The 23,223-nt window shown below is 43.9% G+C and carries 20 protein-coding genes; 7 read left to right on the top strand and 13 right to left on the bottom strand.

Going from position 1 to position 23,223, the window contains the following annotated elements:
* Nucleotides 1-142: 142 nt before the first annotated feature.
* The 5 genes from OW491_RS02875 to OW491_RS02895 are packed head-to-tail and all read right to left on the bottom strand — an operon-like array spanning nucleotide 143 to nucleotide 4,308.
* Nucleotides 143-418 (bottom strand): DUF2160 domain-containing protein, encoded by a 276-nt coding sequence (locus OW491_RS02875; RefSeq protein WP_075171830.1) that lies wholly within the window; start codon nucleotides 416-418, stop codon nucleotides 143-145.
* Between the two features lie 11 nt (nucleotides 419-429).
* Nucleotides 430-1,236 (bottom strand): carbohydrate ABC transporter permease, encoded by an 807-nt coding sequence (locus OW491_RS02880; protein WP_075173437.1) that lies wholly within the window; start codon nucleotides 1,234-1,236, stop codon nucleotides 430-432.
* 10 nt (nucleotides 1,237-1,246) lie between these two features.
* A complete protein-coding gene (locus OW491_RS02885; protein ID WP_075171829.1) occupies nucleotides 1,247-2,113 on the bottom strand; it encodes a sugar ABC transporter permease in 867 nt (288 codons plus the stop codon).
* Nucleotides 2,110-3,210 carry an ABC transporter ATP-binding protein gene (locus OW491_RS02890; RefSeq protein ID WP_215152051.1) on the bottom strand — a complete coding sequence of 367 codons (1,101 nt, stop codon included), beginning with the start codon at nucleotides 3,208-3,210 and terminating at the stop codon, nucleotides 2,110-2,112. Before OW491_RS02890 ends, OW491_RS02885 begins: the two co-directional genes overlap by 4 nt.
* A gap of 3 nt (nucleotides 3,211-3,213) precedes the next feature.
* A complete protein-coding gene (locus OW491_RS02895; RefSeq protein ID WP_075171827.1) occupies nucleotides 3,214-4,308 on the bottom strand; it encodes an ABC transporter ATP-binding protein in 1,095 nt (364 codons plus the stop codon).
* A gap of 347 nt (nucleotides 4,309-4,655) precedes the next feature.
* Here OW491_RS02895 and OW491_RS02900 point away from each other — a divergent pair, with 347 nt between their 5' ends.
* Nucleotides 4,656-6,593 (top strand): sigma-54-dependent Fis family transcriptional regulator, encoded by a 1,938-nt coding sequence (locus OW491_RS02900; protein WP_290034577.1) that lies wholly within the window; start codon nucleotides 4,656-4,658, stop codon nucleotides 6,591-6,593.
* A gap of 50 nt (nucleotides 6,594-6,643) precedes the next feature.
* Here OW491_RS02900 and glpK read toward each other — a convergent pair whose 3' ends face one another.
* Nucleotides 6,644-8,122 carry a glycerol kinase GlpK gene (glpK, locus tag OW491_RS02905; RefSeq protein WP_290034578.1) on the bottom strand — a complete coding sequence of 493 codons (1,479 nt, stop codon included), beginning with the start codon at nucleotides 8,120-8,122 and terminating at the stop codon, nucleotides 6,644-6,646.
* Nucleotides 8,123-8,391: 269 nt separating this feature from the next.
* Between glpK and OW491_RS02910 the strand changes: the two genes are divergently transcribed.
* Together OW491_RS02910 and glpD are read left to right on the top strand one after the other, a co-directional pair.
* Complete coding sequence (locus OW491_RS02910) at nucleotides 8,392-9,150, top strand: DeoR/GlpR family transcriptional regulator (protein ID WP_075180111.1); 759 nt, start codon at nucleotides 8,392-8,394, stop codon at nucleotides 9,148-9,150.
* A gap of 252 nt (nucleotides 9,151-9,402) precedes the next feature.
* Complete coding sequence (gene glpD / locus OW491_RS02915) at nucleotides 9,403-10,962, top strand: glycerol-3-phosphate dehydrogenase (protein WP_290034579.1); 1,560 nt, start codon at nucleotides 9,403-9,405, stop codon at nucleotides 10,960-10,962.
* 35 nt (nucleotides 10,963-10,997) lie between these two features.
* Here glpD and OW491_RS02920 read toward each other — a convergent pair whose 3' ends face one another.
* The 3 genes from OW491_RS02920 to OW491_RS02930 all read right to left on the bottom strand — a co-directional run bounded on the left by OW491_RS02920 (nucleotide 10,998) and on the right by OW491_RS02930 (nucleotide 15,556).
* Nucleotides 10,998-11,813 carry a tetratricopeptide repeat protein gene (locus tag OW491_RS02920; RefSeq protein WP_290034580.1) on the bottom strand — a complete coding sequence of 272 codons (816 nt, stop codon included), beginning with the start codon at nucleotides 11,811-11,813 and terminating at the stop codon, nucleotides 10,998-11,000.
* Between the two features lie 113 nt (nucleotides 11,814-11,926).
* A complete protein-coding gene (locus OW491_RS02925) occupies nucleotides 11,927-14,404 on the bottom strand; it encodes an EAL domain-containing protein (protein ID WP_290034581.1) in 2,478 nt (825 codons plus the stop codon).
* 3 nt (nucleotides 14,405-14,407) lie between these two features.
* Complete coding sequence (locus OW491_RS02930) at nucleotides 14,408-15,556, bottom strand: substrate-binding domain-containing protein (protein ID WP_290034582.1); 1,149 nt, start codon at nucleotides 15,554-15,556, stop codon at nucleotides 14,408-14,410.
* 91 nt (nucleotides 15,557-15,647) lie between these two features.
* Between OW491_RS02930 and OW491_RS02935 the strand changes: the two genes are divergently transcribed.
* Nucleotides 15,648-16,778, top strand: a complete 1,131-nt coding sequence (locus OW491_RS02935; protein ID WP_246813439.1) for a substrate-binding domain-containing protein — start codon at nucleotides 15,648-15,650, stop codon at nucleotides 16,776-16,778.
* An 82-nt stretch (nucleotides 16,779-16,860) separates the two neighbouring features.
* Here OW491_RS02935 and OW491_RS02940 read toward each other — a convergent pair whose 3' ends face one another.
* From OW491_RS02940 to OW491_RS02950, 3 genes are all read right to left on the bottom strand, one after another.
* On the bottom strand, nucleotides 16,861-17,664 hold the full coding sequence (locus OW491_RS02940) for a helix-hairpin-helix domain-containing protein (protein ID WP_290034583.1): 804 nt from the start codon (nucleotides 17,662-17,664) through the stop codon (nucleotides 16,861-16,863).
* A 523-nt stretch (nucleotides 17,665-18,187) separates the two neighbouring features.
* Nucleotides 18,188-18,616 carry an OsmC family protein gene (locus tag OW491_RS02945; protein WP_277252768.1) on the bottom strand — a complete coding sequence of 143 codons (429 nt, stop codon included), beginning with the start codon at nucleotides 18,614-18,616 and terminating at the stop codon, nucleotides 18,188-18,190.
* 267 nt (nucleotides 18,617-18,883) lie between these two features.
* Nucleotides 18,884-19,789: a LysR family transcriptional regulator gene (locus OW491_RS02950; protein WP_290034584.1), complete on the bottom strand. Its 906-nt coding sequence runs from the start codon at nucleotides 19,787-19,789 to the stop codon at nucleotides 18,884-18,886.
* A gap of 114 nt (nucleotides 19,790-19,903) precedes the next feature.
* On the opposite strand from OW491_RS02950, the gene OW491_RS02955 reads away from it, so the two are divergent.
* From OW491_RS02955 to OW491_RS02965, 3 genes are all read left to right on the top strand, one after another.
* The gene (locus tag OW491_RS02955; protein ID WP_217693898.1) at nucleotides 19,904-20,347 is read left to right on the top strand and encodes a DoxX family protein; all 444 of its coding nucleotides are present in this window, start codon (nucleotides 19,904-19,906) and stop codon (nucleotides 20,345-20,347) included.
* Between the two features lie 13 nt (nucleotides 20,348-20,360).
* Nucleotides 20,361-21,056, top strand: coding sequence for a pirin family protein (locus OW491_RS02960; protein WP_277252770.1), 696 nt, complete (start codon nucleotides 20,361-20,363; stop codon nucleotides 21,054-21,056).
* A 214-nt stretch (nucleotides 21,057-21,270) separates the two neighbouring features.
* Nucleotides 21,271-22,155, top strand: a complete 885-nt coding sequence (locus OW491_RS02965; RefSeq protein WP_290034585.1) for an AEC family transporter — start codon at nucleotides 21,271-21,273, stop codon at nucleotides 22,153-22,155.
* On the opposite strand, the gene rlmF is transcribed toward OW491_RS02965, so the two are convergent.
* Complete coding sequence (gene rlmF / locus OW491_RS02970) at nucleotides 22,141-23,193, bottom strand: 23S rRNA (adenine(1618)-N(6))-methyltransferase RlmF (protein ID WP_290034586.1); 1,053 nt, start codon at nucleotides 23,191-23,193, stop codon at nucleotides 22,141-22,143. The two genes, OW491_RS02965 and rlmF, sit on opposite strands and share 15 nt — an antisense overlap.
* Between the last annotated feature and the right edge of the window lie 30 nt (nucleotides 23,194-23,223).

Consider the following 23,223-nt stretch of genomic DNA (forward strand, 5'->3'; position numbering starts at 1 on the left):
AGAAAATCGAAAGCAGTAAATCGAATAATCAGGAACGAAATTAATTCGTTTTAGAACATATTTCAACCCTGATTTGTTCGATTTCGAAATTATTTGAGTATTTCTCGCGCCAAACTGAACTAAGTTATACCAATTACCTAGATCAACCCCAGCGCATAACAATAGCCAGCCACACTACCGAGATAGTAAGCGGTATCCACAAGGTCATATCAGATACAGCTAACACCCCTAAATGAATGTAAGCAGATGTTAATAAACCAATGAATAATCGATCACCTCGCGTGGTAGCAATAGGCAAAAAGCCACGGCGTTCAACACAAGGATTACGAACTTCATACACGGTCATACCCACTAGGATTAACGCTATGGTCGAGAAAAAGATTGCGACCACAGGGGTCCATGCCATCCAACTAAACATATGATGTCTCCTTAAACTCGGCCCAGTGCAAAGCCTTTAGCCACATGGTTACGGACAAACCAGATAACAAGCAGCCCAGGAATAATAGTTAACGTACCAGCCGCTGCTAAAACGCCCCAATCAATACCAGTAGCACCAACGGTACGTGTCATGATGGCACCAATCGGCTTAGCATCGACAGACGTCAACGTGCGCGCCAGCAATAGCTCAACCCACGAAAACATAAAAGCAAAGAAAGCCGTTACGCCAATACCCGAACTGATCATAGGAATAAAAATACGGCCAAAGAAACGAGGAAAGCTGTAGCCATCGATATAAGCTGTTTCATCAATTTCACGCGGTACGCCCGACATAAAACCTTCCAAAATCCATACAGCCAAAGGCACGTTGAACAAACAGTGCGCCAACGCAACGGCGATATGTGTATCGAACAGCCCCACTGATGAGTAGAGCTGGAAGAAAGGCAGCAAAAAGACAGCAGGCGGTGCCATGCGGTTAGTTAATAACCAAAAAAACAAATGCTTATCACCAACAAACTTATAACGGCTAAATGCATAAGCTGCAGGTAATGCAACCAACAACGTCAGCACCACGTTCATAAATACATAAGCCATTGAGTTCAAATAGCCGTTGTACCAAGTTGGGTCGGTAAAGATCACATGATAATTAGCCAACGTGAAGTTCTCGGGCCAGAAAGTCAGCCCTCCTAATATTTCTTCGTTGGTTTTAAAGGACATATTGATCAACCAATAGATTGGGACCAACACAAATAAAATATACAGCGCCATACCCATGGACTTGCGTTTTGAATTCATCATTTCATCCACCTCACTTCGCTTTATCCATGTGGCTAATCGTTGTAAAGAACAACCAAGACACCAGTAATACAATCAAGAAGTAAACCAAAGAGAATGCCGCCGCTGGCCCTAAATCAAACTGGCCAATCGCCATTTTGGTTAGAGTTTGGCTAAGAAAAGTCGTTGAGTTACCTGGTCCGCCGCCTGTTAATACAAAAGGTTCGGTGTAGATCATAAAGCTGTCCATAAAGCGCAGCAGAATCCCAATCACCAACACACTTTTTAGGCGTGGCAGCTGGATATAGCGGAAAACGGCCCATTTTGATGCTCGGTCGATTTCAGCCGCTTGGTAAAAAGCATCAGGGATTGCCCGCAAACCCGAGTAACACAACAAAGCAACCAAAGGTGTCCAATGCCACACATCCATTAACAGCACCGTTGCCCATGCATCACCCGTGTTAGCGGAGTAATTGTAATCGATGCCCATTCCATTGAGCGCCGCACCAAATAGACCGATATCAGCACGTCCGAAAACCTGCCAAATAGTGCCAACAACATTCCACGGAATTAACAAAGGAATCGCGACCAGTATCAGGCACAACGAAGCCATTTTCCCTTTGGTTGGCATCACAAGTGCGACACAAATGCCTAGTGGAATTTCAATGGCAAGGACGGCAAATGAATAAATAAATTGCCGAATTAGCGAATCATGCAAATCTTCATTACGCAGCACTTCTCTAAACCATTCAGCGCCAACAAAGTACGCTGTATTTTGATCAAAAATATCTTGAACCGAATAGTTCACTACCGTCATTAACGGGATAACTGCCGAAAATGCGACCAGCACAAACACCGGCAACACTAGAAACCACGCTTTATTATTTTCTGTTTTATTCATAGCGCATCCTCCTCTAAAAGGAATTCGTCTACATACACCTTCAACCACTGCTGAGGAAAGCTGACATAAGCCTTACCGTTAGGGATGGGCTGATCTTCGTCTAAACGCGCTTTAATTTCTTGGCCGCCCAAACGCATCGTTAAGATTTTGTAAGTCCCCAAGTCTTCACATGCGGTCACATCGCACTGCAAAGCCTCTTCTGACGCCTCATCCCACACGTGAACAAACTCGGGTCGAATACCTACCTTGATATTGTCGGACGGGTGATCAGATAAAAAGCGGGTCAATGTATCGCTTAAAGGAAGATGGATGCCATCGAAAGACACGCCGCCATCAGCACGGTTCACTTCGATAAGGTTCATACCCGGGCTACCAATAAAGAAGCCAACAAAAGTATGGTTGGGTGATTCAAATAGCTCACGCGGTGTACCAAACTGTACAATTTGTCCGCCATACATCACCGCTATTTTATCGGCAAAAGTCGAGGCTTCTAATTGATCATGCGTGACGTAAACCATGGTCAAATTAAACTGCTCATGAATTTGCTTAAGCTTACGGCGCAACTTCCATTTGAGGTGCGGATCAATAACCGTTAGCGGCTCATCAAATAAAATAGCCGAAACATCATCACGAACTAGACCTCGTCCCATGGATATTTTTTGTTTTTCATCAGCGGTGAGGTTCTTCGCCTTATTTTTTAGCAGAGGTGTTAACTCAAGGATGTCTGCCACTTCACTGACTTTGGCCTTAATTTTCGCTTCTGGCATTTTGGCGTTGCGTAACGGGAACGCCAAATTATCGTAAACGCTCATTGAGTCGTAGATAACCGGAAACTGAAAAACCTGTGCAATGTTTCGTTCTTTGGGTGATAGCTCATTAACACGAACACCATCAAACAAGATATCGCCATCTGAGGGTTGCAAAAGCCCAGAGATAATATTTAGCAAGGTACTTTTGCCACAGCCAGAAGGCCCTAACAACGCATAAGCCCCGCCTTGATGCCAGATATGATCCATCTCTCGAATGGCATAATCAGCAGGAGACTGCGGTGAGGCACTATAACTATGCGCCAATGACTTTAAATGTATTTCTGCCATGATTTACCCCTTAAGAACCTGAGCTTGTACCGGTGCTTGGATTAGCAAGCCGTCCAAACCAAACACAAATAATTTATGTGTTGGCAGGTACACCTTAATCGGCGTGTCAGTGCGGTATTCATGCACACCAGACAATTGCAGGACCAAGCTAAAATGATCATTACGCACATGCATAAAGGTTTCGGAGCCACTGATCTCAGCCAGCTCTACCTGCATCGACAATTCCAAGTCATCATCGTTATGCGGAACTAAACCGATATGGCTAGGGCGAATACCAAACTGATAATCGCCGCGCGGCAGATCGCGTAAGTCTTGGTTTAAAGGGAAATGAGCATATTGATCGAACGTCACCTCGGTATCGGTAACCGTTCCGCGCATCAAATTGATAGGTGGTTCACTGAACAGTTCAGCGGCTTCAACGTTAACTGGATTACGGTAAACCTGATTAACAGGGCCAGACTGCAAAACACGCCCTTCGTGTAGGAGTGTTGTCACCCCTCCTAAGGCCAATGCTTCGTTAGCTTCGGTTGAGGCATACACGGCTATTGAGCGGCGCTCTTTAAATAGCTCACGCAGCTCGGCTCGCAGCTCCTCTCGTAACTTATAATCAAGATTGACGAGCGGCTCATCGAAGAGAATCAAGCTGGCGTCTTTAACCAACGCTCTCGCCATGGCAGTACGCTGTTGTTGCCCGCCAGATAACTCAAGCGGACGTCGCTTTAAGAATGGCTCTATTTGCAGCATCGCGGCCGTTTCCTGAACACGGCGTTTAATTTCCGAATCAGGCATGCGCGCTAAACGCAAAGGCGAAGCAATATTCTCGTAAACCGTTAAGCTGGGGTAGTTAATAAACTGCTGATACACCATTGATACATTGCGCTGTTGAATCGGCAGATGCGTTACATCTTCACCGTTCATTAGCACTCGGCCTTCGTTAGGTTTATCCAACCCAGCCATTAACCGCATCAAGGAGGTCTTACCGGCTAACGTTCGGCCTAGTAATACATTGAATGAGCCCGGTTCCAAAGTGAGGTCGATATCCGTGAGATAAGGCACGCCATCAACCACACGGGTCACACTTTCAAGAGTCAGTGACATGTGGTGTCCTTGTTCTTTTTATTATTTGCTAAATTAACCAGTGAGTGAACTGTTCAGCACACCAGAAAATTCGTTTTCGAAAAAAAACAAAGCCAAAACCATGCCAAATATTTCACTCAGGTTAAAACCCTACCAACTAACATTAAAAAACAACACGTTAGATACAACCCAAACACACGATAACGAACAAAAACAAACACAAAACGAAAAGCAACTGTTCAAAAAGTGTTGACATCAACAGTGTTCACATCAACAATTGAACACTTAGAGCCTAAGTTGTGATTAATATTGAACACTATGGCTCTGCTCCCCTGACTAAAAATGATAATAAAATAGATGAGCTGCTCATGCGTAACGACGATTTAGTAGACGATCATACCGCTACCATTCAAGCTTCGTGGCAGCGCTGCGAAGAATACGGATTAAGCCACCAATCCAGCCCACACCTTGAGCGCCTACCGGAAGCAGACTATAGAAACCTACAATGGATGTACGGTGATCTAGTCAAAACAACAGCAACGGAAGTACTGCCGTACTACGAGAACATTTTATCCAATAGTAAATGCATGGTGATGCTGGCAGACGCAAAAGGACAAGTCCTTCAAAGCTGGGGAGATTCTCGCTTTGTCACCCCGCAACAAAAACCTTTTTTTCGCGAGGGCGTGAGCTGGCAAGAGCGAACCAATGGCACGAATGCAATAGGTACCGTATTAGCCTCTGGTCAGCCAGTACAAGTATTGCGGGATGAGCATTACCTAAAAGCCAACCGCTTCATGATAGGCTCGGCTGCTCCTATTTATGATGCCAATCATGATCTATTGGGTGTTTTAGATGTATCCAGCGATGCTTATCTCCCCCAAGCACACACCCTTGGTATGGTTCGTTTAATGTCTCAATCTGTCGAAAACAGGCTTATTTTTAAAAAATTTGCAGATGAGCACTTCTTAATCACCTTCAACACCAATATCGATACGCTTGATAGCCAATGGTCAGGCCTATTAGTCGTCAACGAGGACGGCATGATCATATCGGCCAACCGACGCGCAGAACTGCTATTAAGCTTTGAGCTGAGCATGATCAACATCAGCGATGTATTTGATACGCGTTTTTTTGATATGAAGCACCAACCCGACAATCTACCAATGCGACTGCGCACGCAACATGGCTACCAAATGCAAGCGATTATACGCAAACCCGCACAAGCGATTGTTGATGCGGTCGATTTTCGCAACACGCCAACTAAAAACACAGCCCCTACGCACTCCCCTACTGTTTCGCTTAATCGGATCAGCTTTGGTGATCCGCGAGTCGACAAATGCGTGCAACAAGCCTCGCGTTTAATAGAGAAAGATATTCCTATTCTTATCCACGGAGAAACGGGTGTGGGTAAAGAGGTATTTGTAAAAGCCTTACATGAACACAGTTCGCGCCATCAACATTCACTGGTGGCCGTTAACTGCGCGGCTATCCCAAGCGAGCTGGTTGAGTCAGAACTCTTCGGATATGTTAAGGGGGCTTTCACTGGTGCTAATCAGAAAGGCGCGATTGGGCTGATTAGAAAAGCCCACAAAGGCACTCTCTTTTTAGATGAAATAGGTGAGATGCCAACCAAGGCTCAGGCCCGGTTACTGCGCGTGCTTCAAGAGCGCAAAGTAACCCCCTTGGGCTCAACCGAATCCTTCCCTATTGATATCCGGTTAATATCAGCCACTAACCGAAGTCTAAAGGATGAGGTACAACAAAATAACTTTAGGCAGGATCTATACTACCGAGTGAGTGGGCTAAACTTGGAACTACCGCCCTTGCGTGAGCGTCTCGATAAGCGGCAGCTCATCCAAGAAATATATAAGATGGAAGCATCACCAGAACAAACGCACCCGCTTTCGGAACAACTTTTACATTTATTCGAACAGCACCCATGGCCTGGCAACATTCGTCAGTTGGTCAGTGTTATCCAAATAGCATTAGCTATGGCTGATAGCGATCCAATAAATAGCAGCCACCTACCCGATGACTTTTTTAACGATCTCGAAAACTCACCATTAGCGATGGCACAAGCAACTGATACAGCAGCCAGCTTACAACACGGCCACCCAGCAATATCTCCTGATTCCCAAATAACCCATTCAGATATTAAAACTACGGATACGCTAAGTGATGACATACAAGCCCAAACACTGAGCATGTTTGAATATTATGAAGGCAACGTCTCAAAAACAGCCAAAGCGCTCAATATAAGCCGTAATACGCTCTATAAACGCTTAAAAGTAGCGGGTATACGTTAACCCGCTACTGTTGAGACAATTAGCCGCTAATGCGGCTGAGAAACACAGTTTTAGCTTTGCACTTTATCAATTGCTTTAACCCAGCCAGCATACAAACCATCACGCTTTTCTTTGGTCATTACCGGCTCAAAGCGATGTTCACAGCGCCATCGACTCGCCAAATCGTCTAATGAAGAAAATACGCCAGCCTTGAGGCCAGCCAGATAAGCCGCACCAAGCGCTGTTGTTTCAATAATTTCAGGGCGATCGACCGTCGCTCCGAGTACATCAGCTAGAAATTGCAGCACCCAATTATTCGCGACCATACCGCCATCAACTCGTAACGCTATTGGACGCTCTCCATCTTCTTCCATTGCTTTTTGTAAATCTTTAGTTTGATAACACACAGCCTGAAGACCCGCAGTCACAATCTCTTTAATCCCGGTATCTCTGGTTAAACCAAAAATAGCGCCGCGCGCATTCGGGTCCCAATGCGGAGCACCCAGCCCTGTAAAGGCAGGCACGAGATAGACGCCGTGGTCTACATCCGTCTGCACCGCCAGCGGTTCAGCATCTTTTGCGTTTTCAATGAGCTGTAAACCGTCACGTAACCACTGGATGGTAGCGCCGGCAATAAAAATACTGCCTTCCAGTGCATAAGTTGGCTTGCCGTTAATCCGGTAAGCGACCGTGGTTAACAAGCGGTGTTCCGAGCGCAGCGGCTTATCACCCGTATTCAACATTAGGAAGCACCCCGTACCATAGGTGCTTTTTGCCATACCAGGCTTGAAGCAGGTTTGACCGACCATTGCTGCTTGCTGGTCCCCTGCCACCCCATAAACCGGAATGGGCTTACCTAAAATATCAGCATCCAAGGAGCCAAAATCATCCGATGAATCCAGCACTTCGGGCAACATACTGGCAGGTATATCAAACAAAGATAACAGCTCTTCATCCCATGATTGGCTATGGATATTAAACAAGAGGGTTCGTGAAGCGTTAGTAGCATCCGTCAAGTGAGAGCGCCCACCTGTTAAGTTCCACAACAGAAAAGTATCAACCGTTCCAAATACCAACTCACCCTTTTCTGCTCGCTCACGTACGCCGGGCACTTCATTAAGAATCCAGCGCAACTTGGTTGCCGAAAAATACGGATCAATTAACAACCCCGTTTTATCGGCTATCATGTCGGCGTAGCCCGCCTCGTTTAAGGATTCACAATAAGCCGCGGTGCGTCGGTCTTGCCATACTATAGCGTTGTAAACTGGCTCTCCGGTCTTACGATCCCAGACCAGTGTCGTTTCACGCTGGTTTGTTATTCCGATGGAACCAATATCAGCCACATCAACATTATTGTCCTGAATAACATGTCGGCATGTCTGAAGTACCGAACTCCAAATATCACCGGGTTCATGCTCGATCCATGCATCCTTCGGGAAATGCTGTGTAAACTCTTGCTGACTGGTAGCGTGTATACTTCCATCATAATTAAACAGAATAGCGCGCGAGCTTGTTGTGCCCTGATCAATTGCCAGAATGTACTGATTCATGAGGTGATCCTGAGAGTAATTGTTCTTTTTTGTTCGTATTTTTACTTTTTCGAAAAAAAAAGCAACTCCTTTATAACGATTATTTTGTTTTTATCCCTACACACCACTCCATTAGCGACTTATAATTAGTTATATAATTCTATTAATTTATTCCCAATTATTAATAGTTTACTTGTGCCGTCACACGGTGAATTAACACATATCAGTATGGCGCAAACTCCATTTAAAAATAATTGCTAAACACCCGCATTAAAACAAGAGATCAACGAATGACTCAAAAAAGGCGCCAAGACCAGATCTTTGAAATGATCCAACAAAAAGGGTTTGTCACTATTGATGAGCTAGTTGAGCATTTCCAAGTTACGCCACAAACCATTCGTCGTGATCTGAATCAACTTGCCGAATCCGACAAGATTAAACGCCATCATGGTGGCGCAGGCATAGAATCCAGTACGGTCAACACCGCGTACCAAACCCGCAAAATCATGAACTTGGAAGCAAAGCAAAAGATAGCAACGGCTATTGCCAAGCAAATCCCTGACGGCTCCTCTTTGTTTATTAACATCGGCACTACAACGGAAACCGTTGCACAAGCGCTTTTGCATCACAAAAATTTGCAAATTGTGACTAATAACTTGCACGTGGCAACCATTTTGTCGGTTAAAGAAGACTTCAAAATTATTATTGCTGCAGGCGAGGTTCGCCATCGTGACGGTGGCATCATTGGTGAAGCAACGGTAGATTTTATGAACCAATTCCAAATGGATTTTGGGATTATTGGTATTAGCGGTATCGATGAAGATGGTTCCCTGCTCGATTTTGATTACCGAGAAGTTCGAGTTGCACAAATGATCATTAACAACTCTCGCCAAGTTTTGCTTGGAGCAGACAGCGATAAGTTTGGCCGCAGCGCGATGGTCCGCTTAGGGAATATTACTCAGATGGATCATGTCTTCACCGAAAAATCCCCTAGCCAAGATATGTGCCGACTCCTGAAAGAGCATAACGTAGTTTTACATACCAGCTAACCAACAAAACGCTCTTCACAGTTCACTCTGCCGCTCTGCCACGCTGCATCTTTTACAACCCCTTCGAAAGCGAACCAAAACCCCAGTAAAAATTCGTAATCGATGTAAATAAATTCCAAAATACGCCTTTTAATGTTCGTTTATGGTTGATTTATTTCACTTTCGAATCCATTATTGATTCATTCTAACTGGGTACATTGCTAAATCTCACTTTGCATAACCTAATAATAACGACGTAATAGAGGACTCCACATGGCAGAACATCAAATGACATACGATCTAGTTGTGATCGGTGGAGGCGTTAACGGCGCCGGGATTGCGATGGATGCCAGTGGTCGTGGTTTACAAGTGATGCTGTGCGAAATGAACGACCTAGCCTCTGCCACTTCCTCTAACAGCAGCAAATTGATCCATGGTGGCTTACGCTACTTGGAGCACTACGAATTTAGGTTAGTTAAAGAAGCGCTCGCCGAACGAGAGTCCTTGCTCAATAACGCGCCTCACATTATGTGGCCCTTACGCTTTCGTCTTCCTCACCGCCCCCATCTGCGCCCTGCATGGATGATACGCATTGGCCTATTCTTATACGACAACCTTGCCAAACGTGAACGCTTAGCCGGTTCGCGCTCTATAAAATTTGATGCCACTAGTCCTATGCAATCTTCCATTACCAAAGGGTTTGAGTACTCGGATGGTTGGGTTGATGATGCACGCTTGGTAGTGCTGTGTGCTCAAGCGGCTCACGCTAATGGAGCTGACGTAAAAACAAATACACAATGCCTACGAGCCAAACGTGTTGGCGCGTTGTGGGAGTTAACACTCAAAGATAAGCGCACGGGTGTCGAACAAACGGTCATGAGCAAAGCATTAATAAATGCAACGGGGCCGTGGGCCAGCCACTTTTTTGAAGAGGCGATACAGGTTAAAGCACCCAAACAGATTCGCTTAGTCAAAGGCAGCCACATTATTGTGCCGAAGATACATGATGAGCCTGAAGCTTATATTCTTCAAAATGAAGATAACCGTATCGTTTTTGTGATTCCTTATGAAGATGAATTCTCACTCATTGGAACTACAGACGTCGATTATAAAGGCGATCCGTCGGCAGTAAAAATTTCCCAAGACGAAGTTAATTACTTATGTTCAGTGGTTAATGATCACTTTAAACATACCATTCAACCAGATGACATAGTGTGGGCCTACTCTGGGGTCCGACCATTAATGGACGACGAACGCGGCGAAGCTCAGAAAGCCTCTCGCGACTATTCATTCGAGCTCGACGCCCCTGCGCAACAAGCTCCATTACTCTCCATTTTTGGAGGTAAGATCACTACATACCGGAAATTGGCCGAAGCTGCTACGAATGCTATCGAGCCATTTTTCCCAAATAGCACGGGAGCTTGGACAAAAACAGCGAAGTTACCAGGCGGAGATTTTGAATCCACCGAGAACCTAGCAAAAACCATTACTGAACAGTACCCTTGGTTGCCGGCAGCTTTAGTAAATCGTTTCGTGCGTACCTATGGCACAGCTTGCTACAGCTTTTTAGAGGGGTGCCAGTCTATCAGCGATTTAGGTCAACATTTTGGTGCTTCGTTGTACCAGAAAGAAGTGGACTATTTAATGACTCATGAATGGGCTGTTAGTGAAGAAGATGTCTTATGGCGACGTACAAAAATGGGCTTACGCTTATCTGAAGAAGAAAAAAGTTTTCTCACTTCGTACATCAAGAGCACAACACCAGCGTCTCCTCCACCGACAATAGATGCTGACCCAACCAGTATAGAAGTACCTGAAGCAATTCAGGTTTAATAGAGCTCAGATACTGAGCTAGCCGAACAGTGTACTTATTCGGTTAGCTCAACAAGTACTTTAATAGCAGAGGGGTGATGTTGCGCAGCGGCTTTACGAAGCCACTGAACCCCTGCCGCTTTATCTTTTACAACCCCTGTCCCCGTCAATGACATTACCGCAATTGCGTATTGTGCATCGGCACTGCCCCCTTCGGCTGCTTGGGCGAATAGCGTAGCCGCCTGATTGAGATCTTTCTTGACACCAATACCAGCCTCGTACAACCAAGCCAATTCAGCTTTAGCGTCAATATTACCTAATTCCGCTAAGGTGATTAATTGATTTGCCGCCTCTACATCCTTGCCTTCGGCTAATAAAACACGCACCTCAACCATATCATCATTTACATTATCCAAACGCCCAAGCATGCGCGCTGCATCTTTGTCACCACGTAAGGCCGCTATTGATAACCAATGGTTAGCCAACGCCTTATCGCTAGCTATGCGTTTGTCATGGAGGTAAATTGCTCCTAACTGGTAGGCAGCAGCACGACTACCCGACTGCGCGGCGGCTTCGTAATATTGAATAGCTTGCGTTAGGGATGCTTCTACCCCTTTGCCCTCATCGTACAAAATACCTAAGTTAAACAACGCTTCTGGGCGTGCATTTCCTTGGATGTTCTGCCACATCATTTTGGCCATTTCATAATTGGCCATCTTGAACTCAGCGTACGCTTTAAAGAGTTGAATAGAGGGCTTTTCAGACATAAACCCATCGGGCAACTCGCTGTCTGCCTGAGACCACCCCACGGATGGAAGCAGCAGTGACAGCCAGGTAACCCAAACAGCACAATAACGCAGCCAAAAACGCATAATTCCATCCTACGGTTTTTTATTTGAGTAAATCACAAAGCAACAAGTAAACAATGGCACTTTGGTACTCTTGCGGCTAACACAGCTAAATAGGCAAGCGCGAGCCTACTAGATTACGAAGTTCTAGGTAACGCATTATTGTATGCTGATAATAATAGCATCCACTGATCTTCTCTTAATGGATAAGCAAAGTGGTAGCCCTGGGCATACTGACAATCAATCGATATCAAGCTATCAACCTGATCTTGGGTCTCAACGCCTTCAGCTACAACACTTAAACCCAGCTCTTCAGCCAATGTCATGACCGATTTAACAATCGCCAAATCACGGTCCGAAGTAACTATATCCAATATAAAGCTGCGATCTAGCTTTATTGTATCTGCCGGTAAATTTTTAAGTGATGCCAGTGAAGAATATCCCGTACCAAAATCATCAATTGATACACGATAGCCCCGTTTACGTAAATCTTTGATGGTCGCCGCACTCAAATCAAAACGGCTCATCATGTCTCGTTCTGTAATTTCTAGTACTAACTGAGTGGCTGAGCAATCGTACATAGCGATCACATCATCCAATTGTTTACCCAGCCCTGGTTCAAAAAACTTCCGACCGGAGAAGTTCACCGAGAAAGATATACCGTCTAAATTAAAGCCTTGTGACTTCCATTCAGAAACTAGCGCAGCCACTTGTTTAAATACCCAATCATCAATATCTAAGATCAACCCTGTTTGCTCTGCAACATCCAAAAATGCATCCGGTGAAAGCTGACCTAGTTCCGGATGGTTCCAGCGAATAAGGGCTTCAGCCCCAATAATAGTAGGGGCAACAATATCAAATTGAGGCTGAAACAGAAGCTCAAACTCATCGTTCTCCAACGCCCTTCTGATCCCTGCACTTTTATAAATTAGATCATGTGCTTCATGCGTCATTGCGTCCGTGTAAACACAAAACTGATCTCGGCCTTGTCTTTTTGCGTAATACATCGCGGTGTCAGCATTACGTACTAAAGTTTCAACATTATCCCCATGCTCAGGGTACTGGCACACACCTATGCTACTTGTCACATAGATAGGCTCACCTTCAAGCGTAAACGCTTTTCGTAACGCTCTATTGATTGCCTCCGCAAACACGCTAACGGCTTTAATGCTCTGGACATTCGGGAACAGCACCATGAACTCATCGCCACCTAAACGAGCCACATGCCCATTTGCACCGATAACGTCTAATAGCCTATCTGATACTTCTTTGAGTAGCTGGTCACCAGCACCATGCCCTAAAGAATCATTGATGTTCTTAAATTGGTCGACGTCTAAATACAATAAGGTAAATGGTTTACCCTGCTTTCGAGAATGAGCAATCACCGAGTCCAATTGCTGGTTTATGTATAACCGGTTCGCCATCCCAGTTAAGGGGTCATGATGAGCTAAATAATTGAAGTTTTTCTTTTCGTTATTTAATTGACGATAAATTTCTTCTAAACGACTCGCCATTTGGTTGAACGCTTTCTCGATTGTGTTCCATTCGTCTGTTCGATTCAGCGATATACGTTGGTTAAACTCACTAGACTCCAGCTGATAAAAGCCATCAATCAGGGCATCCAAGGGACGCCGTATGTGCCGCTTTACCATTAAGCTGATAAAAACCACTCCAAATATAACGGCAACCAGAGCGGTTACCAACACCACAAACCGAAGGTCCCCAATATCTTGTTCTAAACGCTCTTTTAGGCTGAGCGCGCTTTCTTGCACTTGGTATTCTGTTGTTTCCACAAAGCTAAGAAGTTGATTTTGCGAATCAAGCAACGACTCCATCACAATCCATCGTTGATCTAAATTCGCTCGTAATTTACGTAATACGGCGGTGTATTTTGCCAATGCTCGCGAAAGCTGCCTTTTATCTTGTGCGATAGCCTCGTTAGAAGCTTCTAAGTTTGCTAGGTGTAACCGGAAAATATCTAGCTCTTTAAGCACTTCTAAAATAACGACTTTTTCTGTTTCGGGCGTAATGCGACTGCGTATAGCCCCTACCATCTTACCTACTTCGAGATAGCTTTCCCGGAGCATGTTCATTAAATCGATATGATCCGTAATGTAAGTGTATTTCTTGTCCAGTAGTTGATCGACCTTATCTTCGGCCACTAATAAATCTAGCTGATCTATTTGCTCTCCTAGCCCAACATCAATGTGCCCTAACTCTTGCAGAATACGATTTAGCGTCAGTGAATTACCTAAAAATCGGTGAAAGTCTTCAATAAACAGGTCCATGTGCTTTTTAAAGTCATCATTTGTTGATAAACCACGCATCAGCTGAAGCTGCTCATCAATATTGAATCCCTCCTCTGTCAGGATAGATTCATTGTATAAAAACGTTTGCTCTAGTAATTGAACACGTGTCGACAGTTCAAATATTTGACGGCTCACTACCGAGTTTGTGGTCAAAGAAGAAACGTGTTCACTCGACTCTGTTTCTAAAATAGATTCCACGGAATATAAAGCGCTGATAACAATACCAAAACCTACCCCTGTTATGGCCATCAGCATAAAGACTGTTATAGCTAAACGTGCACCTAGCGTTAACACAGCTTTCTTCATCGTCTACTTTTTCCACATATCTAAATAAGACTCTCGATACTCATTGGGAGGGTCATAAATGCCCGCACTATTTACAACCTGATCGATATTTTCATCTGTCACCAAGTGAACCGCAGCCGAATACCCGCTGGGCTTTTGGAGAAGAAAAGCGCGATTAAACTCATCTACAATTTGCCAACCATGTAGAAGAAGCGGCTCTGCCACGGTTGCACCTTGATGCACGCCTTCACGTATACGCTGGAAAGCAGCTGAGCTACCATCTCCCGCTGATAGGCTAATAGGCGCTGTACCATGATCAAACTTTTCAGATTCAATAGAAGGAATCGCAAAGTCGATATATAGATCATTAATCGTCAGAAAATGAGTAATGCCCCTGTGTTCTTTAAGTAAACGCCCAACAACTTGTGGCATTTGCTCAGCGGTTTTATCCAGCGGTACATGTTCGATACCAATCAACTCACAATGCAGGCACTCTCTGATAACTTCCGCCATCCTGTCTGATTTTGATAACGCAATAGTATAATTGGGGTCTGTAAATATAACGACACGGGCATAACCATTAGCCTCTACCACCGACAACAGTGCCGCTATTTCTGCTACTTCCCTAATATCCGTTGTAATATTCGTAAAGACACCCAGCTCTTCGTCTCCCTTAGCGTCAGGTAGAGCGTGCCAACCGATCACTGTTATCCCCAGCTCTTTGGCTGCCTGAAGTATCTTTGAATGACGTTTGGCATCAATCCCGCCTAACACAATACCATCAGGCAAAAAGCCAATTGCTTTACGAATAGCAGCACCTTGACGCGTTTCGGAGCCCGCTCCATCCAGAAAACGTAAATTCCAGTCTAAATGCCCGATGGCTTCAGACACCCCTTTTGCCACTCCATTGACACCGCCATTACGTAAGTCTGAAGCGATAAAAATGATATTTTTCCCCAAACCGGCTGCCGGCCCTTTGGTAGGCCCTCTCCATTGAGACTCAACCTCGATGGCCTCAGCAACACGGGCTTGCGCCTCATTCAGAAAGGCGGCTTGTACCGAAAGCGGTAAAACAGCCAAAAACAAAGCCAAATACAGCCAAAGTTGGTAGATTAACGATTTATTAACTGAAGTTTTGATGAGCAGCACCGACAACAATAGGTATAAACGCATTATATTTCGAGATACGGCTTTTCATTGGCTGCATCTCAACTTTTTATACTCGCCGTCCCTGCGACTAACCTAAGTATAGGCAATTTTTACGATGATTATTTTTAGGATGTTTATTTTATGGCCGGGAATGCTAATAACTATTCTCTTATCTTCGACTTCCCTAGCTGATACTACTTTACCGGGGGCTGATGATAGGGATTATTGGCTACCTCAGCAAGTTAACGCACCGGGTATTTTATCGGCCTTTCAAAAAACCGTTAGTAGTAAAAGCGATCCTTACATTGGAGTCAGTAAACCCGTCAATATCGCTCTTATTTACCCCAGTGCCGATGTCTCAGATTTTTGGACACGCAACTATTTGGCGCTAACTCGTCGACTATCTGAACTTAACATTCCCCATACGACTCAAGAATTCTCATCAAAGCAAATAGAGCATGCATTACAGTCCAACCACACCGATACTGTGCTCTCACAATCAGATGAATTTGACTATGTTATATTCGGCCCATCCGAGCTAGAAGTTCAATCCGAAAATATACAACGTTTGTCCTCAAGCCCTGATTTCAAAACCTTTATTTGGGCATTCCATACTCCTAAAAAAAAGTGGCAACATACACCTAAAGCTTGGTTCGACTTTTCTAGTTCAATTGGCGCAAAAGCCCTATGCGACTTTTTAATTGACCACTTAGGGGAAGACATCATGTTTGCCATGAATAGAGGTATCCCCGGAATTACGGATGATCAACGATCTCAAGAGTTTAGTGACTGTGTGCAAGAAAACGGCTACTGGTTAAATATCTATGAACATTTCGGACAATACCAAGAAAAAGGCGGCGCCGACGGCGCGGCATTAATCCTCAAAAACTTCCCTGAGGCAGATGTGCTTCACAACGCTAATACGGCAATGGCAATGGGTGCTGTCAATACACTAGAAGCAGCAAACAGTATCGATCGGCTATTCGTTACTGGCTGGGGAGGTACAGCAAAAGAGCTACAAAAGGTTAAAGAAGGTAGCCTTAATGCCACCCCAATGCGTATGGGGGATGACGTAGGTGTTGCTACTGCCGAAGCGATAAAATATATTTTAGAAGAGCGTGATAACGAGCTACCAACAGTATATCTTGGACGGATAACAGTGATTAGTCGTTCAATGAGTGACGAAGAGATAGACCAGTTAGCCGATGAAGCTTTTCGCTACTCTGGCAAACCTGTTATTCCTTGAACACTTATCCATGATGGACACAAAAAAGCTAGGGTAAACCTAGCTTTTAACGACCAATACAGCTGATTACTACTCGTAATAATTACAGTTTTATCAAGTGCTCAATCTTTTTAAGTAGTTTTGGTCCCATGCCTTTTAGCGCCAATAACTCGTCAATTTTTTTATGCGGGCGAGTTTGAAAAATCAACTTTGCCACTTTAACGGGCAAACCTTTAATACTTTCAAGTTCACTTAACGATGCTTTGTTAATGGATACTTTTTTAGCGATAGCCTTGCCTGACGGGTTTACTTTGCTAGCACGCTTACCCGATTTAACCGCTTTTTTCGGTGGAGCACTCTCTGCATCACACTCGTGGTTTAGTGGACTATCTTTAACAACCTGACTAGGTGCTAAAGAGTCTAAACGGTTTTGGTTGTTAGCAGAGTGATCAACATGACCAAAATCAACCGAAATAACATTATCGCTAGTACTACGCGAAACAACAGGCTTAGCCTCAACACAAAATAGGTTCTCGTAATTCACATAATCACGCGTGATGTACTGACTGCCGTCCCATTCCCGAACCATCAGGGTAATGTACCACTGGCCTGGCGTCGGAGAAGTGAAAGGTAAATTAAAGCATAAATTAGGTAAGTAACACTGACCAGAAAGTGGCGCAAGGCTTGTATAAGCCAGCAACTCACCACCAAAACCACCACCTAGATATTGGGTAGGCAACGCCCACAATTCTAGCATCAAGCTGCCACTTATATTAACAGCGGAGCGATTGCTCAAAAGCTGTTCGATTGAGAGAGTAACTCGATCTTCCTGTATGCAATAACCGCTCCCTTGGATAGAGAAATCACTCACAGGCGATTCAGTATTGCATAAATGGGACACGTTCATAGGAAAAATCCTTTTATATTAATTAAGCGGTGGGGATTCTAACGTGATCAACCATAAAAAAATATTGCAATATATTAATAGTAAAATGCCCTAAAATAGCGCATTTTCTGCTTTCTTCTACAAACTCCACATTAGCACTAGCATACCAGCTGAGACTAAAATGACTTAACACAGTGAATTCAGATACTTAAGATCAAGATTAACCCACCGCTGTCTATGATCGTTAAACAAATATACGGCGCAATATGAAGTTTGCTAATGCCTTAACATGGTGCGCTTAATGTGACCGCTTATACAGCCTGGGTTAACGGCCTGCTCACGATATACCAATAAGAACAGCCAACCATTTCACTTGCCTGCATAGCGAGGAATGAAAAAACGTTTAAAAACAAAAAGATTAATATACTAAAAAAGTATAAATAAAAGGCAAAAAAATACCGGGTATAAAAATACCCGGCAAGGAGCTCTATCGGAAAGGTAAAACTTACTTTCAATAACTAAGACCCAGTTACGAATAATAAGTTCACGACAAAGTATAATTTAATGTAATCTCAGCATCTAATAATTTTGATATTGGGCAACCTGTTTTAGCTTTCTCTGCTATTTTAGAAAACTCTGTTTCAGAAATGCCTTCAATAGATGCTTTTAAGGTTAAGCTAGACTGACTGACCTTAAAACCTTCGCCCTCTTTATCTAAAGAAATAGCGCATTCTGTCTCTAGTTCGCCTTCTTTATAACCTGCCGACTCCAGAGCAAAAGACAGAGCCATGGTAAAACATGACGCATGAGCCGCTGCTATCAACTCTTCGGGATTTGTCCCGGCTTTGCCTTCAAAACGCGTGTTAAAGCCATATGGTTGATCACTTAACACACCGGATTCAGTGGATACATACCCTTTACCCTCTTTACCGAGCGACTGATAGCGAGCACTACTTTTCTTGATAATAGACATAAACTCTCCTTAGCAATGTGCTAATAAAAGAAAACATAGGGATACATAACTTAGAAACACCTTATGTTTTCTTCAATACATGTGCTTCATGTAGGCCACTGTAGTTAACTTAAGTTCATTCTGATTGACAAGGCGGGATTAAAAGTCCCGCACAGGCATTTAATACTACGGTTGTATTATATAATTTGACACTTGAAATTATTATCAGCCAAAAATCCTCAAAGATAATATTCACGTGGTCGTCAGTATTACTAACCGTATAAACAGTTATAGCTTAGGTAATAATAATGTAGATTTTTGATCACAGCCCTTAATAATTAGATCTGCTAAATATTGAGTTGCCTCTCCTGTTTTATCAATATCTGCATGATATAACTGAAAGTCCATAGAACGCTTAGCCCCAACTAACAGAGGAAGCGGCTTTAAGCTGCCATTTTCAAGGTATGTACTAATCGCTGATAAGGGTAACCAAGCATAACCTAGACCTTGCACTACCCATGCAACAGAAGTGTGTAAATTGGAAGCAGTCCATCGCTCCTGTGCTCCCAACCAGCCAACGTTAATGGAGTGCTTTGAAGATGAATCGCGCACAACTATTTGCCGGTAGGGCTCTAAATCACTTTCTGTTAATACCGTTGAGTGGTGTAACGGATGGTCAGGACGAGCAACTGCAATAAAGTCTATATTCATTAAGAACTCTCCTAAACGACCTGATAGGCTGCAAGGTGTAATCCCTAAATCAGCCTTGCCGTCGCTTATAAGCTCTTCAGTGCCTGATAAAACGGTTTCATGTAACTCAACTCGGGTTACCGGATAGCGTTGCGAAAAAGCCGTGAGTACTTGGCTAAGTATCCTCTCTGGAAAAGCTTGATCAATTGCAATGACAACCTCTGTCTCCAACCCAACGCTTAAGTTATCTGCTAGCGCTTCTAAGTTCTGGACGCTTTCTAAAATACGCTCAGCTCGGCGCAACAACACACTTCCCGCCCCCGTTAAATGAGCCTTACGCCCCTTTACTTCCAATAAAGGAACACCCAGCAAACTTTCCATTCTATGAATAGCATGATTGATACTGGAAGGGCTTTTGTGAATAGCCGATGCCGCTTGAGCAAAACCTCCGTGCTCAACAACTGCACGCAACATACGCCATTGTTCAAGAGTTACTTTAGCCACAGCACTTACTTCCTATTTTTTCGAAAAGTTTATCATATTTAATTCGCTTTTTTAGAAACAAAACCTGATTTATCGTTACGGCATCTCACAAAGTTATTTGATAAGGAATACATGATGGACACGGCAATTATTCGTAAGGTTTTATTTTCTGACGCGGGCTTTGCACCATTAGCTCTAAGATTTCCGTTAGGGATCATTTTTATGGTTCACGGAGCCCAAAAGTTATTTGGCTGGTTTGGGGGTTATGGTTTAGAGGGTACCGGGCAGTGGATGGCATCTCAGGGCATAGAACCTGGAGTGCTTATGGCAGGCCTTGCAGGTTCCGGTGAGTTCTTTGGTGGCTTATTTATTTTAATCGGTTTACTTACTCGACCAGCTGCTTTAGTGCTTGCCTTCACCATGCTAATCGCCATTGTTAGCGTTCATTTAAGTAATGGATTGCTATTAACTAACAATGGATATGAATACGCATTAGCGCTGCTCGCAGGTTCTATCTCATTATTGATCAGTGGAGCTGGTCGGGTATCTGTAGATTCGTTAATCACTCAAAAATCATAGGAAGGTTAATAGTATGATCTCTGTTCTTAAAAGTGACGAGCGTGGGCAGGCCGATTTTGGGTGGTTAAATTCGCGCCATACCTTTTCATTTGGCTCTTATTATAACCCGGAACAAATGGGGCTATCTCATTTGCGCGTTATTAATGATGATCATGTCAAACCCGGTTATGGCTTTGATACTCATGGCCATCAAGATATGGAGATCATCAGTTATGTTCTTGAGGGAAGAATTAAACACAAGGATACATTGGGTCATACCGAGTACTTAAGCGCCGGTGAAGTACAAGTTATGAGTGCAGGAACCGGTATAAAGCATAGCGAGTATAATGCCTCTGCTAGCGAGGCATTACACTTTTTGCAAATATGGGTCATTCCTCGCCAATCGGGCTTAACTCCTAGCTATCAACAAAAAGATTTTTCAGCGTTTAACGGCCTTAGCTTATTAGTGTCACCGGATGGAAGAAACGGTTCACTGAGCATCTCTCAAGATGTTGAGATTTACCGTTTGCAAGCGACAGATGCCCCGATCGAAAAGGTCTTAGATACAGCGACCATTGGTTATATCCACGTTGCCACAGGTGATGTTTTAATCAATGGTGAACGCTATTCAGCAGGTGACGGCATAACTATAACCGATGAGAATAAAGTACAAATGCAAGCATCAGACAATAGTGAAGCTCTACTTTTTATTCTGCCAACAATCGCTTAATCGCTAACCCCTTTAAAAAGTACACACTGATCTAGTCTCAAAATGTGTACTTTTTTGCCCTTCTCACTCCATTAACCTTTGGTCATCCTCGTAATAAAAGTAATCAGGCCGAGTTTTCCTGCATTAAATGCACAGCTAGCTAGTCAGGAGAACAGAGATAAGGCAGACTAGTGCCTCATTAAAATCAGTATGCTATTTCGGAGTTTCTTTACCGATGACACAGGCGTTTTTAATCGCCCTGATGCCCGTTTTCATCATAACCGCACTTGGCATCGTACTTGGTCGTAAAACCTCATACCTAGACAACCCAGCGCTGAGCCAATTGGTTACTAATGTAGGCTTACCCTGCTTACTACTAAGTTCTGTTCTAAAAATGAACATGAATGCAGGGGGAATGATGACGTTAATGGCTGCAACAGCTTGCGCCCTCAGTGTTTTAGCATTAATTACGTTTGTTATTTTACGTTTAGCTAGATTACCTGTGCGTTACTACATTTCGGCTCTGGTTAACCCTAATGCAGGTAATCTTGGTATCCCCGTTGTATTTGCATTGGCAGGCGAACAAGGGCTTGCTGCCGCTGTTGTTATTTCTTCCGTTGTACAAATTAGTCATTTCACTCTGGGTGTCGGGGCAATGTCAGGGAGCTATCAACCCAAACAGTTGCTGCGCAACATGCCCGTCCTTTCGCTAGTCGTAGGCTTATTGATTCTACTTGTCGGCCTTCCTATACCCACGTTTGCGTTGGATACCCTATCGATGCTGGGCAGCGTTACGGTCCCCATCATGTTGCTACTATTGGGCAAAACCGTATCTAGCTTATCATTGGGTGATAAAAGTCACTGGACTCGCTTAATTAGCCTAGCCGTTTACAGGCCGTTAATTGGTACTCTAGTCGCCTTAGGCATTATAGAAATTTTTCCGTTAGCACCTGCTCAAGCTTTGGCCTTATTACTCCAGAGTGCTATGCCTGTAGCGGTTATAAGCTACATATTAACCACTAAATACAACGGCCCTAAAGAAGACATAGCATCCTTAATTGTACTTTCCACGCCCGTTTCTCTGGTCATGGTTACATTACTGTGGTTATTGGTTAATTAACCAACGCTCATTAGCCCACGCCGCTTGCTCGGTTTCGCTAAGAAAGCTCCAACATAAAATACGAGTTTGCTTATTACCTTGTTGCATATTAATGACACGGCTTTGGGCAACACCCATCTTGTTTAATAAAGGCTTGAGTAGGCTTAAGCTCTCTTGCTTGGAGACCAAACTTGTAAACCAAAGACATTGATGCGAAAAATCGCGGCTTTCTTGCATCATTCTTGTGATAAACGCGACTTCGCCGCCAGGACACCACAATTCTGCGCCTTGGCCACCAAAATTAAGAAACGCTGAAGAAGAATTATCAGAAGGGTTAACAGAGGAATGCATAGGCGACTTTTTAGCTGAGTTTTTTGCTAAATTTTTTATTTTCCGTTCAGACCCTTCTGTTGCCTCCTCAATGGATCGGTGAAACGGAGGATTACAGAGTGTCACATCAAAGCGCTCATTGGGCGCAACCACCCCTTTAAAAATCGATTGGCTATCGGATTGTAAACGACAACGTATATGAGATTTAAGCGTTGCGTTCATTTGCGCTATCGTATTCGCTGTGTTGACAGCAACCGCATTGACATCAGAGCCTACAAATTTCCAGCCATATAGACGCGCCCCAAGAATAGAGTAAATACAGTTTGCTCCCATCCCTATATCCAAGGCCGATACACGTTTACCTCTTGGGATATGCTGTTCTGAGGAAAGCGCCCCTTTTAACGAAAGCGATAATAAATCAGCAATGTAATGAATATAATCAGCGCGCCCTGGAATAGGAGGACATAAATAACCCTCGGGTAAGTCCCAAAAATCAACCTGATAGTGTAATTTGAGCAGAGCCTGATTTAATAACTTAACCGCACGGGGATCCGAGAAGTTAATCGATAAGTTGCCAAACTTGTTTTCTGTAACCACAGAACTAAGCTCTGGCGATGCTGCAATCAGCTCGGGAAAATCATAACGTGAATTATGGATATTTCGCTGATGCAGACCTTTCCCTTGTGATGCCGGTGAACGAGAGACTGTTTTGCGGGATTTGGGTTTCATGAGGTCACTGCTAATAAGGGAATAGTGATC

Origin of the sequence: Neptunomonas sp. CHC150 (genome assembly GCF_030397555.1) — a bacterium.
In the GTDB taxonomy this organism is placed as follows: Bacteria; Pseudomonadota; Gammaproteobacteria; order Pseudomonadales; family Balneatricaceae; genus Neptunomonas; species Neptunomonas phycophila.